Origin of the sequence: Mycolicibacter sinensis (assembly GCF_001673565.1) — a bacterium.
In the GTDB taxonomy this organism is placed as follows: domain Bacteria; phylum Actinomycetota; class Actinomycetes; order Mycobacteriales; family Mycobacteriaceae; genus Mycobacterium; species Mycobacterium sinense_C.
In genome coordinates this window covers 25,459-38,067 of record NZ_LZMF01000070.1, presented here as the reverse complement: position 1 = coordinate 38,067, position 12,609 = coordinate 25,459, and the positions used below count along the sequence as shown (strand labels likewise).

12 protein-coding genes, 1 tRNA gene and 1 other RNA gene are annotated in these 12,609 nt (G+C 69.0%); 6 read left to right on the top strand and 8 right to left on the bottom strand.

Annotated features, from left to right (window positions below):
• Positions 1-47: 47 nt before the first annotated feature.
• Together recR and A5648_RS10775 are read right to left on the bottom strand one after the other, a co-directional pair.
• Entirely contained in the window at positions 48-659 is a 612-nt protein-coding gene (gene recR, locus A5648_RS10780) for a recombination mediator RecR (RefSeq protein WP_065024537.1), read from the bottom strand.
• Positions 660-995, bottom strand: coding sequence for a YbaB/EbfC family nucleoid-associated protein (locus tag A5648_RS10775; protein ID WP_082947220.1), 336 nt, complete (start codon positions 993-995; stop codon positions 660-662).
• A gap of 116 nt (positions 996-1,111) precedes the next feature.
• On the opposite strand from A5648_RS10775, the gene A5648_RS10770 reads away from it, so the two are divergent.
• The 4 genes from A5648_RS10770 to A5648_RS10755 all read left to right on the top strand — a co-directional run bounded on the left by A5648_RS10770 (position 1,112) and on the right by A5648_RS10755 (position 5,340).
• Positions 1,112-1,885 (top strand): Rv3717 family N-acetylmuramoyl-L-alanine amidase, encoded by a 774-nt coding sequence (locus A5648_RS10770; protein ID WP_065024536.1) that lies wholly within the window; start codon positions 1,112-1,114, stop codon positions 1,883-1,885.
• Positions 1,886-1,936: 51 nt separating this feature from the next.
• Positions 1,937-3,316: an FAD-binding oxidoreductase gene (locus tag A5648_RS10765; RefSeq protein WP_065024596.1), complete on the top strand. Its 1,380-nt coding sequence runs from the start codon at positions 1,937-1,939 to the stop codon at positions 3,314-3,316.
• Positions 3,313-4,608, top strand: coding sequence for a class I SAM-dependent methyltransferase (locus A5648_RS10760; RefSeq protein ID WP_065024535.1), 1,296 nt, complete (start codon positions 3,313-3,315; stop codon positions 4,606-4,608). The genes A5648_RS10765 and A5648_RS10760 overlap by 4 nt, the downstream gene beginning before the upstream one ends.
• 93 nt (positions 4,609-4,701) lie before the next feature.
• On the top strand, positions 4,702-5,340 hold the full coding sequence (locus tag A5648_RS10755) for a TetR/AcrR family transcriptional regulator (protein ID WP_065024534.1): 639 nt from the start codon (positions 4,702-4,704) through the stop codon (positions 5,338-5,340).
• On the opposite strand, the gene A5648_RS10750 is transcribed toward A5648_RS10755, so the two are convergent.
• Positions 5,337-6,134, bottom strand: a complete 798-nt coding sequence (locus A5648_RS10750) for an enoyl-CoA hydratase/isomerase family protein (RefSeq protein ID WP_065024533.1) — start codon at positions 6,132-6,134, stop codon at positions 5,337-5,339. The genes A5648_RS10755 and A5648_RS10750 overlap by 4 nt on opposite strands.
• 112 nt (positions 6,135-6,246) lie before the next feature.
• Between A5648_RS10750 and A5648_RS10745 the strand changes: the two genes are divergently transcribed.
• Positions 6,247-6,987, top strand: coding sequence for an SDR family NAD(P)-dependent oxidoreductase (locus tag A5648_RS10745; protein ID WP_065024532.1), 741 nt, complete (start codon positions 6,247-6,249; stop codon positions 6,985-6,987).
• A 4-nt stretch (positions 6,988-6,991) separates the two neighbouring features.
• Here the strand turns inward: A5648_RS10745 and A5648_RS10740 are convergent, their stop codons facing one another.
• From A5648_RS10740 to ffs, 5 genes are all read right to left on the bottom strand, one after another.
• Positions 6,992-8,206, bottom strand: coding sequence for an FAD-dependent oxidoreductase (locus A5648_RS10740; RefSeq protein WP_065024531.1), 1,215 nt, complete (start codon positions 8,204-8,206; stop codon positions 6,992-6,994).
• Entirely contained in the window at positions 8,206-10,140 is a 1,935-nt protein-coding gene (locus tag A5648_RS10735; protein ID WP_065024530.1) for a DNA polymerase III subunits gamma/tau, read from the bottom strand. Before A5648_RS10735 ends, A5648_RS10740 begins: the two co-directional genes overlap by 1 nt.
• Positions 10,141-10,194: 54 nt before the next feature.
• Entirely contained in the window at positions 10,195-10,788 is a 594-nt protein-coding gene (locus A5648_RS10730) for a CHAP domain-containing protein (protein ID WP_065024529.1), read from the bottom strand.
• Between the two features lie 188 nt (positions 10,789-10,976).
• Positions 10,977-12,251: an aminotransferase class I/II-fold pyridoxal phosphate-dependent enzyme gene (locus A5648_RS10725; protein WP_065024528.1), complete on the bottom strand. Its 1,275-nt coding sequence runs from the start codon at positions 12,249-12,251 to the stop codon at positions 10,977-10,979.
• Between the two features lie 31 nt (positions 12,252-12,282).
• Positions 12,283-12,377: signal recognition particle sRNA small type (ffs, locus tag A5648_RS10720), an RNA gene on the bottom strand.
• A gap of 69 nt (positions 12,378-12,446) precedes the next feature.
• Here ffs and A5648_RS10715 point away from each other — a divergent pair.
• A tRNA-Ser gene (locus A5648_RS10715) sits at positions 12,447-12,532 on the top strand.
• Positions 12,533-12,609: the final 77 nt, after the last annotated feature.

Here is a 12,609-nt window from a genome sequence, read left to right as displayed (position 1 = left end):
CGCGGGGCGGGGCCAAGTCCTAAGCCATGGAACGCGGCGAGGAAGCCCTAGGCCATGGCGCGGCGGCCGGTGAACGCCCGGCCCAGCGTCAGCTCGTCGGCGAACTCCAGGTCACCGCCCATCGGCAGCCCGGAGGCCAGGCGCGTCACCGAAAGGCCGGGGATGTCGCGCAGCATGCGCACCAGGTAGGTGGCGGTCGCCTCGCCTTCGGTGTTGGGGTCGGTGGCGATGATCACCTCGTTGACGTCGACCCCGTCGATCCGCTCCCCCACCCGGTTCAGCAACTCACGCACCCGCAGCTGCTCCGGCCCGATTCCGCTCAGCGGATCCAGCGCGCCGCCGAGCACGTGGTAGCGGCCGTGGAACTCCCGGGTGCGCTCGATGGCGGCGACGTCCTTGGGTTCTTCGACGACACAGATCTGGGCGAAATCCCGGCGAGGATCCCCGCAGATCCGGCAGCGCTCCGCATCCGAGACGTTGCCGCACACCTCGCAGAACCGCACCCCGTCGCGCACCTTCGTCAACACCGCACTGAGCCGATCGATCTCTGAGGGCTCCACCGACAGCAGATGGAACGCGATCCGCTGGGCACTCTTGGGGCCGATACCCGGGAGCTTGCCCAGCTCATCGATGAGGTCCTGGACCGGACCTTCAAACACCTAGGCCCCCGGCATGCCGAGCGCGTTGCCCATGCCGCCGGCCAGCGGGGAGAGCCGCTCCTGGGCCAGGGTCTGGGCTTTCTTCGACGCATCGGCGAGCGCGCCGACGATCAGGTCCTGCAGCGTTTCCAGGTCGGAGGGGTCGACGACCTTCGGGTCGATCTGCACGGCCAGCACCTCACCGCTGCCGTTGGAGGTGACCTTGACCAGGCCGCCGCCGGCTTCGCCGTGCACCTCGGTGACGGCCAGCTCCTGCTGCGCCTGCAGCAGTCGCTGCTGCATCTGCTGAGCCTGGGCCAGCAACGCCGACATGTCGGGCGGGCCTCCTGGTTGCATGACGTTCCCCTTGCGTTGTTGTGCGCGGTCTCGACTTGATTGCGGCTTGGTATCAGCTCCAAGACCCGGCGCGTGTGAAACACCCAGCGTAGTCGGCCCCGGCCTACCTTGGCGGCGTGCGCGTACCAGTTCTCTCCCGTGTCGGCGTCGCGATCGCCACCGGCCTGGTGGTGGCCGCGGCCATACCGAGCGCCCCGTTGTCCTCGGCGGCGCCGGGCAATATCGCCGGCATGATCGTCTTCCTCGACCCCGGGCACAGCGGCACCGCCGATCCCGCCGCCATCGGCCGCCAGGTGACCAACGGCCGGGGCGGCACCAAGAACTGCCAGACCAGCGGCACCACCACCAATTCCGGCTACCCCGAGCACAGCTTCGCCTGGGACACCACGCTGCGGATCCGCCACGCCCTCAACGCGGCGGGGGTGCGCACCGCGATGTCCCGCGGCGACGACAACGGGCCGGGGCCGTGCGTCGACGAGCGCGCCGCCATGGCCAACTCCCTGCACCCGAATGCGATCGTGTCCATCCACGCCGACGGCGGACCGGCCGCCGGCCGCGGGTTCCACGTCAACTACTCCGCGCCGCCGCTCAACCCGGCGCAGGAAGGCCCCGCGGTCCGGTTCGCCCAGGTGATGCGCGGGCAGTTGCAGGCCGCGGGCATTCCGCCGGCCACCTATATCGGCACCGACGGCTTGAAGGGTCGCGCCGACCTGGCCGGGCTGAACCTGGCCGAATACCCGTCGATCCTGGTCGAGCTGGGCAACATGAAGAATCCCGCCGACGCTGCCCTGATGGAAAGCCCGGCGGGCCGGCAACGCTACGCCGACGCCGTCGCCCGCGGCATCGCCGGTTACCTGAGCAGCCAGGCGGTGCCGCAACAGGCCCAATAGGCCTGGCGAGTCGGCTGCAGAGCGGGCGATCCGCCGCTAGCGTAGGAGGTGATGTCCGTCCGGCCCGCTGACGCACCGACATCCCACACGCGCGGGGTGCAACGTCTGCTGGACAGCTACCGGGCGATTCCCGCCACGGCCTCGGTCCGGCTGGCCAAACCCACCTCGAATCTGTTCCGGGCGCGCACCAAACGGAATGCGCCGGGCCTGGACACCTCGGGTCTGACGAGTGTCATCGGCGTCGACCTGGCGAACCGCACCGCCGACGTCGCGGGCATGTGCACCTACGAGGACCTGGTCGCCGCCACTTTGCCGTACGGGTTCGCGCCGCTGGTGGTTCCGCAGCTCAAGACGATCACCGTCGGCGGCGCGGTGTCCGGCCTGGGCATCGAGTCGACGTCGTTCCGCAACGGGCTGCCGCATGAATCGGTGCAGGAGATGGACGTGCTCACCGGCGCCGGTGAGCTGCTGACGGTGTCGCGGGACCAGCACGAAGACCTGTTCCGGGCGTTTCCGAATTCTTATGGCACGCTGGGCTATTCGACACGGCTGCGGGTCGAGTTGGAGGCGGTCAAACCGTTCGTGGCGCTGCGGCACATCCGGTTCGATTCCCTGGATGATCTGGTCGCGACCATGGACCGGATCATCGATACCGGCGGCCTCGACGGGGTCGCGGTGGACTACCTCGACGGGGTGGTGTTCTCCCCCGCCGAGAGCTACCTGTGCGTCGGAATCGAGACCGATACCCCCGGCCCCGTCAGCGACTACACCGGCCAGCAGATCTATTACCGCTCCATCCAGCACCCGCAGGGAATCAAAGACGACCGGCTGACCATTCACGACTACCTGTGGCGCTGGGATACCGACTGGTTCTGGTGCTCGCGAGCTTTCGGGGCGCAGCACCCCTCGGTGAGACGCTGGTGGCCGCGCCGCTACCGGCGCAGCAGTTTCTACTGGAAGCTGATCTCCTACGACCAGCGGTTCGCCATCGCCGACCGGATCGAGAAACGCCACGGCCGGCCGCCGCGCGAACGGGTGGTGCAGGACATCGAGGTCCCGCTCAAGCGCTGCGGGGAGTTCCTGGACTGGTTCTTCGCTCACGTGCCGATCGAGCCGGTGTGGCTGTGCCCGCTGCGGCTACGCGCCGACGAGGACTGGCCGCTGTACCCGATGCGGCCCAACCGCACCTACGTCAACGTCGGGTTCTGGTCCTCGGTCCCGGCCGGCGCCACCGAGGGCGCCACCAATCGGCTGATCGAGGCGAAGGTGAGCGAACTCGAGGGCCACAAGTCGCTGTACTCCGACTCCTACTACACCCCCGCGGAGTTTGACGAGCTCTACGGCGGTGAAACCTATCGGTCCGTCAAACGGGCCTACGACCCCGACTCGCGGCTGCTGGACCTCTACGACAAGGCGGTACGACGACGATGACCACGTACAAGGAGCAGACCCGTACCGGCCGGCTGAGCCTGGCCGAGGTGCTGGAGACCCTGGCCACCGACGGTCACCTGCCGTTGCGTTTCACCGCCTACGACGGCAGCAGCGCCGGCCCCGACGACGCCCCCATGGGCTTGGACCTGCTCACCCCGCGCGGCACCACCTATCTGGCCACCGCGCCGGGTGATCTGGGTATGGCCCGCGCGTATGTCGCCGGGGACCTGGAAGCGCACGGCGTGCATCCCGGCGATCCGTACCTCCTGCTCAAGGCGCTCGCCGACGAACTGCACTTCAAGCGGCCCCCGGCGCGGGTGCTGGCCAACATCGTCCGCTCGATCGGGGTCGAACACCTGGTGCCGATCGCACCGCCGCCCCAGGAGGCCCGCCCGCGATGGCGGCGCGTGGCAGAAGGCCTGCGGCACAGCAAAACCCGGGACGCCGACGCCATCCACCACCACTACGACGTCTCCAACGCCTTCTACGAGTGGGTGCTCGGGCCGTCGATGACCTACACCTGCGCGGTCTACCCCACCCCGGACGCGACACTGGAGCAGGCCCAGGAGAACAAGTACCGGCTGGTCTTCGACAAACTGCGGCTGAGCCCCGGCGACCTGCTGCTCGATGTGGGGTGCGGCTGGGGCGGCATGGTGCGCTACGCGGCGCGACACGGTGTGCGCGCCATCGGTGCGACGCTCTCGGCCGAGCAGGCCCGATGGGCGCAGCGCGCGATCGCCGAGGACGGCCTGGCCGACCTGGCCGAAGTACGCCACTGCGACTACCGCGACGTCGGCGAGTCCGAGTTCGACGCGGTCTCCTCGATCGGGATGACCGAACACATCGGCGTCGCCAACTACCCGGCGTACTTCGGTTTCCTCAGATCCAAGCTGCGCACCGGTGGTCTGCTGCTCAACCACTGCATCACCCGGCGCGACAACACCGCCAACCCGACCGCGGGCGATTTCATCGACCGCTACGTGTTCCCCGACGGTGAGCTGGCCGGGTCGGGGCGGATCATCAGCGAGATCCAGGACGCGGGCATGGAGGTGTTGCACGCCGAGAACATCCGGCACCACTACGAGCTGACGCTGCGGGACTGGTGCGCCAATCTGGTGGCGCACTGGGACGAGGCGGTCGCCGAGGTCGGCCTGGCCACCGCGAAGGTCTGGGGCCTCTATATGGCCGGTTCGCGGCTGGGCTTCGAGCACAACGCGATTCAGCTGCATCACGTGCTGGCGTGCAATGGCGAGGTCGATCGCCCATCGCTGCGCCCGTGGTGGCGGCCCTAGATTCGTCCGAACGGTCGAATAGCCGAACCCTCAGCCGGACTTGGCTAGGATGGGGTGTCGCTTAGACATCCATGCTCAGTGCCGAGGGGACCGATGGCCGAACGTGTCAAGAACCAGCGCCCGAACGGGACCGCCGGTTCGGATCGTGTCGCCCGGCGCCGCGACCGCCGCAAGGCGGAGATCGTCCGGACCGCGACGCTGCTCCTGGCCGAATCGGGCTACCAGGGAATGAATCTCGATTCCGTCGCCGAACAGACCGATATCGCCAAGGCCACGCTGTATCACTACTTTCCGTCCAAGGACGTCCTGGTCGCCGCAGCCCTGGAGGCCACGACTCAGGAGGTGCTGGCCCGGCTGAACGCCCGCGAGGAGCAGCTCGGCGCGGTGAGCGCCCGTGATCATCTGGCGGCGCTGATCGACGAACAGATCCGGATACTCACCGAAACCGCTCCGGAGGTGGCCGCGGTGTTCGCCTGGCCGCGCGGGTGGCCCGCCACCTTCGGCGACGACATGAAGGACATGCGCCGACGCCACGACGCGGTGTTCCGCCGGGTGGTCGAGAAAGGTGTCGCCGCCGGTGAATTCGGTTGTCCCAATATCGATGTCGCTTTGCAGTGCCTGCACGGGATCTTGAACCAGTCGTCGGTTTGGCTACGACCCGGCGCACGCGCGGATGATCGGACCGAGATGCGCGCCGCAGTCGTCGACCGTGCGCTGCGGGTGTTCGACTAGACGGTGCGGCCGAAGTTGGGTGGACGCTTCTCCCGAAGGGCGGTGTAGCCCTCGACGACGTCCGGCCCCAGAAAGGTCAGCATCTCGTAGGCGGCCGATTGATCGAAGATCGGCCCGGCGCTGCGCAGCCAGTTGTTGAGCGAGCGTTTGGTGAGCCGGATCGCCTGCTGTGCACCGGTTGCCAGCACCTCGGCAACACGCAGCGCCTCGGGCAGCACGTCTTCGCGGGGAAGCGCCTTGGCCGCCAAGCCGATTCGTTCGGCTTCGATTCCGGTGATCATCTCACCGGTGAGCAGGTAGTAGCGCGCCTTGGCCATTCCCGCCAGCAACGGCCAGATGATCGCGGCGTGGTCACCGGCGGCCACCCCCAACTTGACGTGGCCGTCACCGATGCGCGCGTCCTCGGCGACGATCGCCACATCGGCGAGCAGCGCGACCACCGCTCCGGCGCCGACGGCGACACCGTTGATGGCCGACACGATCGGCTTATCGCAGTTGATCATGTTGTAGACCAGCTCGCTCATCTCGGTGAGCATGTGCGAGACGCGGTCGTAGTCACCGGCCATCCGCTCGACCATGGCGAGGTCGCCACCGGCGCTGAAAGCCTTGCCGGCACCGGTGATCACCGCGACGCGGATGTCCGGGTCCGCGGCGACGTCGCGCCAGATCCGGGCCAACTCGGCGTGCATGCCCTCGTCGGCGGCGTTGTACTTCTCCGGCCGATCGATGGTGATGAGGAGGACGCCGTGGTCACGACGGCTCAGGGTCAGCTGCTCATAGTCGGTGAAGGCCATCAACCGAGGCTACGGTTATTCGACCGTCCGAGTCAATATTCGACCATATGGTTGATTTTCTGTCACGTGGAGCCGATAGTGGTGGGATATCCCGCGTCCTAGGAGGTCAACCATGCGTTTCGAGAACAAGACCGTGGTGGTGACCGGTGCGGCCTCGGGGATCGGCCGGGCGATCGCGACGGGTTTCGGCAGTCGCGGGGCGGCCGTCGTCGCCGTCGACCGGGACGCGCCGGGGTTGACCGAAACCGTGGAGCGGATCGGCGCGGCGGCCAGCGCCCACGTCGTCGACCTGGCGGATCCGGCGGCGATCGCCGCGTTGCGCGACGATGCGGTGGCCGCGTACGGCCCAGCGGACATCATCGTCAACGCCGCCGGTTTCGACCGCGTCGAACCGTTCATGTCCAATGACGCCGCGTTGTGGGAAGCCCTGGTCGCGGTGAACTTTCTCGGACCGGTCCGGCTCACGCACGCGTTTCTGGAGCCGATTCTGGCGCACGAACGCACCGCGAAGATCGTCAACATCGCCAGCGACGCCGGCCGCGTCGGCAGTCTGGGCGAGACGGTCTACGCCGGCACCAAGGGCGGCCTGATCGCCTTCACCAAGTCGCTGGCCCGGGAACTGGCGCGCCACCAGATCAACGTCAACTGCGTATGCCCCGGCCCCACCGACACGCCGCTGTTCGCATCACTTCCCGACAAGGTGCGCGACGGGCTGATTCGGGCCATCCCGTTTCGCCGGCTCGCGACCCCCGAACAGATCGCCGACGCGGTGCTGTTCTTCGCCTCCGAGTACGCCGACTACATCACCGGTCAGGTCCTCAGCGTCAGCGGCGGCCTGACCATGGCCGGCTGAACAGTCAGCCGCGCCGCGCGAACGACGGCGCCCGCTCCGGTCGGACCCCGACGCCGACCAGGTAGGCCGGAATGGCCGAGAGCCAGGGGAGTTTGGCGAAAACCGTTCCGAAAGCCGCCGGCGGGCTGAGGTTTTTGCCGCGCAGGATCGGTGTGAGAGCGCGGTGCAGCACCCGCTGAACCGACTGGGTGACGACGGTGGGCAGCGCTCGGCGCCGTTGCACGGCAGCCAGATCGCGCTGGGTGACGCGCCCCTGCCGCAGCGGCTCGGCCAGGATGGTGGCGGCGGCCACCGCGTCCTGCACCGCCAGGTTGATGCCGACACCGCCCACCGGAGACATGGCGTGTGCGGCGTCGCCGATGCACAGCAATCCGTCGACGTTCCAGCGCCGCAGCCGATTCACCCGCACGTCAAGGTGTTTGACGTCATCGAGGCTGCGCAGTGCCATCGAGTCGGCGGCCTCCGGGATGAGTTCGCCGACCTCGCGGCGGAACGCGTCGATGCCGCGCGCCCGCATGGCCGCGTCATTGCCCTTCAGCCCGAGGTAGGCGACCTGAAAGTAGCCCTCGCGCGGAATCATGATCGCGGCCCGGCCGGGCCCGAGGCGCGGCAGCAGCGTCGGCTCCGCGCCGCGGTCGTTCGGCAGCCGGAACCACCACACGTCGAAGTCCACCGGAAACTCGCGTGAGGTCAGGCCGGCCTCGTGCCGCGCAATCGACCACCGGCCGTCGCAGGCCACCGTCAGGCCGGCGCGAAGCTCACCCGGCCCATCCGGCCCCTGGTAGCGCACCCCGGCCACCCGGCCGTTCTCGTGCAGCAGGCCGGTGACCTCCGACTGCATCCGCAGCGTGAAAGTCGGCTCCTGTTGGGCGGCTTCGGCGAGCAGGTTGAGCAGATCCCACTGCGGCACCATCGCGACGTAGGGGTGCGGCTGGCGCCGCAGCCACCCGAAATCGACCACCGTGACGCCGCGCCCCGCCACGTCGAGGCTGACCTGGTGGATTTCGCTGTGCGACAGCTTGGTGAAACGGTCCCACAATCCGAGCTCGTCGAGTAGCCGCAGCGTGGTGGGATGCACTGTGTCGCCGCGGAAGTCGCGCAGGAAGTCGCCGTGCTTCTCCAGCAGCGTCACTTCGACACCGGCGCGGGCCAGCAGCAGCGCGAGCACCATGCCGGCGGGACCGCCGCCGATGACGGCGCAACCGGTGGACTCCGTCATCAATCGCCACCGATGCGGCGCGCACCCAGCTCGCTTTGCAGCAGCTCCAGGGCCGCCTCTTCGGGGTCACGGCGCGGCGCCGGGTCGGAGCGCTCGGCATCCGCCTCGGCGAGCATGGCCTCCTCGTCGGCTGCCCGCTCCACCTCCGCGGTGACCGGTGCGGGCGCGGCGGGCGACGCGGCTTCCGGTGGCGCGGCCCCGGCTTCGCAGCGCACCCGCCAGTTCACCCCGAGGGCGTCCTTGAGCGCCTCCACGATGACGTCGGCGTTGCGCTGTTCGCAGAGCCGTTTGGCCAGTGGAGCCGACTCGTGGCTGAGCACCAGGGTGTTGCCGTCCACGGCGCGCACGGTGGCGCCGGCCAGCATCACCTCGGTGGTGCGGCTGCGCTGACGAACCTTGTCGCGCACCGTGCTCCACATCGCGCGCACGGCGGCGGCGTCGGGTTCTCCCGGAGTCGCCGCGGCCGGTGGCGGCGGTGGCGGTGGCGGTGCAGGTTCGGCTGGCGGCGCGGGTTCGGCTGGCGGCGCGGCCGCGGGTTCCGGGGCGGCCGCGGGTTCCGGGGCGGCCGCGGGTTCGGGCTCCGGCGTGGGGTCGGCCGCCGGCGGCGGCGCGGGCGCAGCGGTCGGCTCGGGAGCCTGCGAGCGGCGGGTGAACTGCTTGCCCGGGGGCGACGAGCCCGCGGGCGAGGAGAGACCCGGGCGCATCGACCCGGCCGGGGGCACCACAGCGCCTGCGCTCGGCTGGGCGACCGCACCCGGGATCGACATGTCCAGCCGGCTCTCGATGCGCTCGATCCGCTGCAGCAGCGCGGCTTCGGTGTCGGCGGCCGACGGCAACAGCAGCCGGGCGCAGACCACCTCCAACAGCAGCCGCGGAGCCGTCGCGCCGCGCATCTCCCCCAGCCCGGCGTGCACCACCTCGGCGTAGCGGGCCAAAGTGGCCGAGCCGAGCCGGGCGGCCTGCTCCTGCATCCGTTCCAGGATGTCTTCGGGTGCGTCGACCACGCCCTTGGCCACCGCGTCGGGAACCGCCTGCAGCACGATCAGGTCGCGGAACCGCTCCAGCAGATCGATGGCGAACCGGCGCGGGTCGTGGCCGGCATCGACTACCGCCTCCACCGCCCCGAACAGTGAGGCGGCGTCCCCTGCCGCCAGCGCGTCGACGGCGTCGTCGATCAGGGCGACGTCGGTGGCGCCCAACAGGCCCAGCGCCCGCTGGTAGTGGACGTGGCTGATGTCGGACTCGTCCTTCTGCGAGCCGGCCAGCAGCTGGTCGAGCACCGAGAGGGTGTCGCGGGGCGAGCCGCCGCCGGCGCGGATCACCAGCGGGTACACCGCGTCGTCGACGACGACGCGCTCCTGCTCGCAGATCCGCCCGATCAGCTCACGCATGGTCCGCGGCGCCAGCAGCCGGAACGGGTAGTGGTGGGTGCGCGAGCGGATGGTCGGCAGCACCTTCTCGGGCTCGGTGGTGGCGAACACGAAGATCAGGTGTTCGGGGGGCTCCTCGACGATCTTGAGCAGCGCGTTGAATCCCGCGGTGGTCACCATGTGCGCTTCGTCGATGATGAAGATCCGGTACCGCGACTGGGCCGGTGCGTAAAACGCCCGGTCCCGCAGATCCCGGGTGTCGTCGACGCCGCCGTGGCTGGCGGCATCGAGTTCGACGACGTCGATGCTGCCCGCACCGTTGGGCGCCAGTGCCTGGCAGGAGTCGCAGGTCCCGCACGGCGTGGGAGTCGGCCCCTCGGCACAGTTCAGCGAGCGGGCCAGGATGCGCGCCGACGAGGTCTTGCCGCAGCCCCGCGGACCGGAGAACAGGTAGGCGTGGTTGATCCGGCCCGCCGACAACGCGGTGCACAGCGGTTCGGTGACGTGCTCCTGCCCCACCACTTCGGCGAACGTTGCCGGCCGGTATTTGCGGTAGAGCGCCACGCCAGCAGGGTACTTGCTCGGGCCGACGGCGGTGCAGGCCCGCCGGACTGCGCGCTACGCCTTCGGGCGCAGATAGCCCAGGGTGTTGTAGGCGGGGTTGAAGTCGCGCCAGTTCAACGTCACGAACAACCGGCCGCCGGAGTTCTGGTCGGCCGTCTCATAGCGGAACGGGAAGCTGTTTCGATCGACGGCGGTGACGACCGCGGCGTGTCCGTGTTCGCTGACAAATCCGCCGGGGCCGTAGACGGCGATGTCCCCGACCTGCGGCTGATTCGCCCCGCCGGCGAACGGGATCTGGTCAAAGAATTGACTCAGGCCGTTGGTGGGGAAATGTTCGTAGAGGTCGAAGGCGTTACCGCTGGGGTCGGTATTGCGCCAGGGGGCGCCCAGCGCCTCGATGTAGTGCTGGATAAGCGGATAGCACTGGCCGTCGCCGTACATCACCGGATTGCCCAGTGCGGCATCAGCGGCGTCGCGCCGGTAGCCGTCGAGTGCCTCGGTCATCTTGGCCGGCAACACGTCGGCCTGGGCCTGCACCGGAGAGGGGCCGGGCGCCGGACCCGGCACTGCGTACGCCGCGGGAACCTGGCCCAGCACGACGAGACTTACGGCCAGTGCGCAGGCCCCGGCACCGTTCACGATTGCCATTGCTCCGCCCCCGGCTCGCATTGCAGTTGGCTCATTGACGCAACTTCCCCAACTGTATGTCAGCCCTATCGGCGGCGGGGACATACAGCTGCCCGCGCCGTCGCCGAACGTGCAATGGTTGCGAAAATCCGGCTGGATTTTCGCAATGAGTACACGTTCGGCGCGAGAAGAGGGGCCGGCCCCGTGGCTCAGCCCAGCATTGATTCGACCGCGGCCAGCAGCGCGCAGGTGGCCAGGCCGTCGACGGCGTTGCGCAGGTCGTCGGTGGACGGGAACGACGGGGCGATCCGGATGTTCTTGTCCTCGGGATCCTTGCGGTACGGGAACGACGCGCCCGCCTCGGTGACGGCGATGCCGGCGTCCTTGGCCAGCGCGACGGTGCGCCGCGCCGTACCCGGCAGCACATCGAGGCTGATGAAGTAGCCGCCCTTGGGGTCGGTCCACGACGCGATCTTGGAGTCGCCGAGCCGGTTCTGCAGAATCTCGGCGGCCATCTCGAACTTGGGCGCCAGGATCTCCTGGTGGCGGCGCATGTGCAGCCGCACCCCGTCGGCGTCGCCGAAAAACCGCAGGTGGCGCAGCTGGTTGACCTTGTCCGGTCCGATCGAGCGCTTCCCGGCGTACTGCAGATACCAGGCGATGTTGCCCAGCGAGCCGCCGAAGAAGCTGACACCGGCGCCGGCGAAGGTGATCTTCGAGGTGGAGGCGAACACGTACGGCCGGTTCGGGTTGCCCGCCGCGGTGGCCAGCCCGAGCACGTCGATCTGGTGCGGGAACTCGGTGGTCAGGGTGTGCACCGCGTAGGCGTTGTCCCAGAACAGCCGGAAGTCGGGGGCGGCGGTCTGCATCTGCACCAGCCGGCGCACCGTCTCCCAGGAATAGGTGATACCGGTCGGGTTGCCGAACACCGGCACCGTCCACATGCCCTTGATCGCCGGGTCGGCGGCGACGAGTTCCTCGATCAGATCGACGTCCGGGCCGTCTTCGCGCATCGGGACCGGGATCATCTCGATGCCCAGGGTCTCGGTGATCGCGAAGTGCCGGTCGTAGCCGGGCACCGGACACAAGAATTTGACGACCGGCTCCTGGCTCCAGGGGCGCGGTGAGTCGACGCCGCCGTGCACCATCGAGTAGACGACGACGTCGTGCATGAACTCCAGGCTGGCGTTGTTGCCGGCGATCAGGTTGGGCACCGCGATGCCGAGCAGCTCGCCGAAGATGGCCCGCAGCTCGGGCAGACCGTGCAGGCCGCCGTAGTTGCGGGTGTCGGTGCCGTCGTCATCGCGGTAGTCGTCGGGCCCGGGCAGTGCCAGCAGGCCGTTGGCCAGGTCGAGCTGCTCGGGTGCCGGCTTGCCGCGGGTCAGGTCCAAAGTCAGCTTCTTGGCCTGCAGTTCGGCGTAATCGCGCTGGTAACGCTCGTGTTGAGCGACCAAATCGGCACGGTTGAGGTTCTGCAACGACACAGGGGCGCCTTTCACGTCGAAGGCCTGAGACGTAAGGGGACCCCGCGCACCCGCCAGAGCCCATTGACCCTTGCTGCCTTCCGGCCCTGGGGGAGTTCACAGGATAGACGCCGCGCGGGGTCCGCTGGGCAGTCTACCGGCGGTCGGGACGAGGAGCGCGCGGCCCCTGCGGGAGTCTCCGCTACCATTGCCGACGGAGGATTCGCCTAGTGGCCTATGGCGCTCGCCTGGAACGCGGGTTGGGTTAATAGCCCTCAGGGGTTCAAATCCCCTATCCTCCGCACCCGATGCAGGTGCGACCGGACCGCAATACCTCGGTCCGGTCGCACCTGACTCACTACTGACGAACAGGGGAGGT

What these genes read in the sequence shown, in the direction of transcription:
- A5648_RS10755 (WP_065024534.1), top strand. Translation starts at nt 4,702, where the DNA reads ATGGCCGAACGTGTCAAGAACCAGCGCCCGAACGGGACCGCCGGTTCG.
- A5648_RS10760 (WP_065024535.1), top strand. Translation starts at nt 3,313, where the DNA reads ATGACCACGTACAAGGAGCAGACCCGTACCGGCCGGCTGAGCCTGGCC.
- A5648_RS10740 (WP_065024531.1), bottom strand. Translation starts at nt 8,206, where the DNA reads ATGACGGAGTCCACCGGTTGCGCCGTCATCGGCGGCGGTCCCGCCGGC.
- A5648_RS10765 (WP_065024596.1), top strand. Translation starts at nt 1,937, where the DNA reads ATGTCCGTCCGGCCCGCTGACGCACCGACATCCCACACGCGCGGGGTG.
- A5648_RS10750 (WP_065024533.1), bottom strand. Translation starts at nt 6,134, where the DNA reads ATGGCCTTCACCGACTATGAGCAGCTGACCCTGAGCCGTCGTGACCAC.
- A5648_RS10730 (WP_065024529.1), bottom strand. Translation starts at nt 10,788, where the DNA reads ATGGCAATCGTGAACGGTGCCGGGGCCTGCGCACTGGCCGTAAGTCTC.
- A5648_RS10775 (WP_082947220.1), bottom strand. Translation starts at nt 995, where the DNA reads ATGCAACCAGGAGGCCCGCCCGACATGTCGGCGTTGCTGGCCCAGGCT.
- A5648_RS10745 (WP_065024532.1), top strand. Translation starts at nt 6,247, where the DNA reads ATGCGTTTCGAGAACAAGACCGTGGTGGTGACCGGTGCGGCCTCGGGG.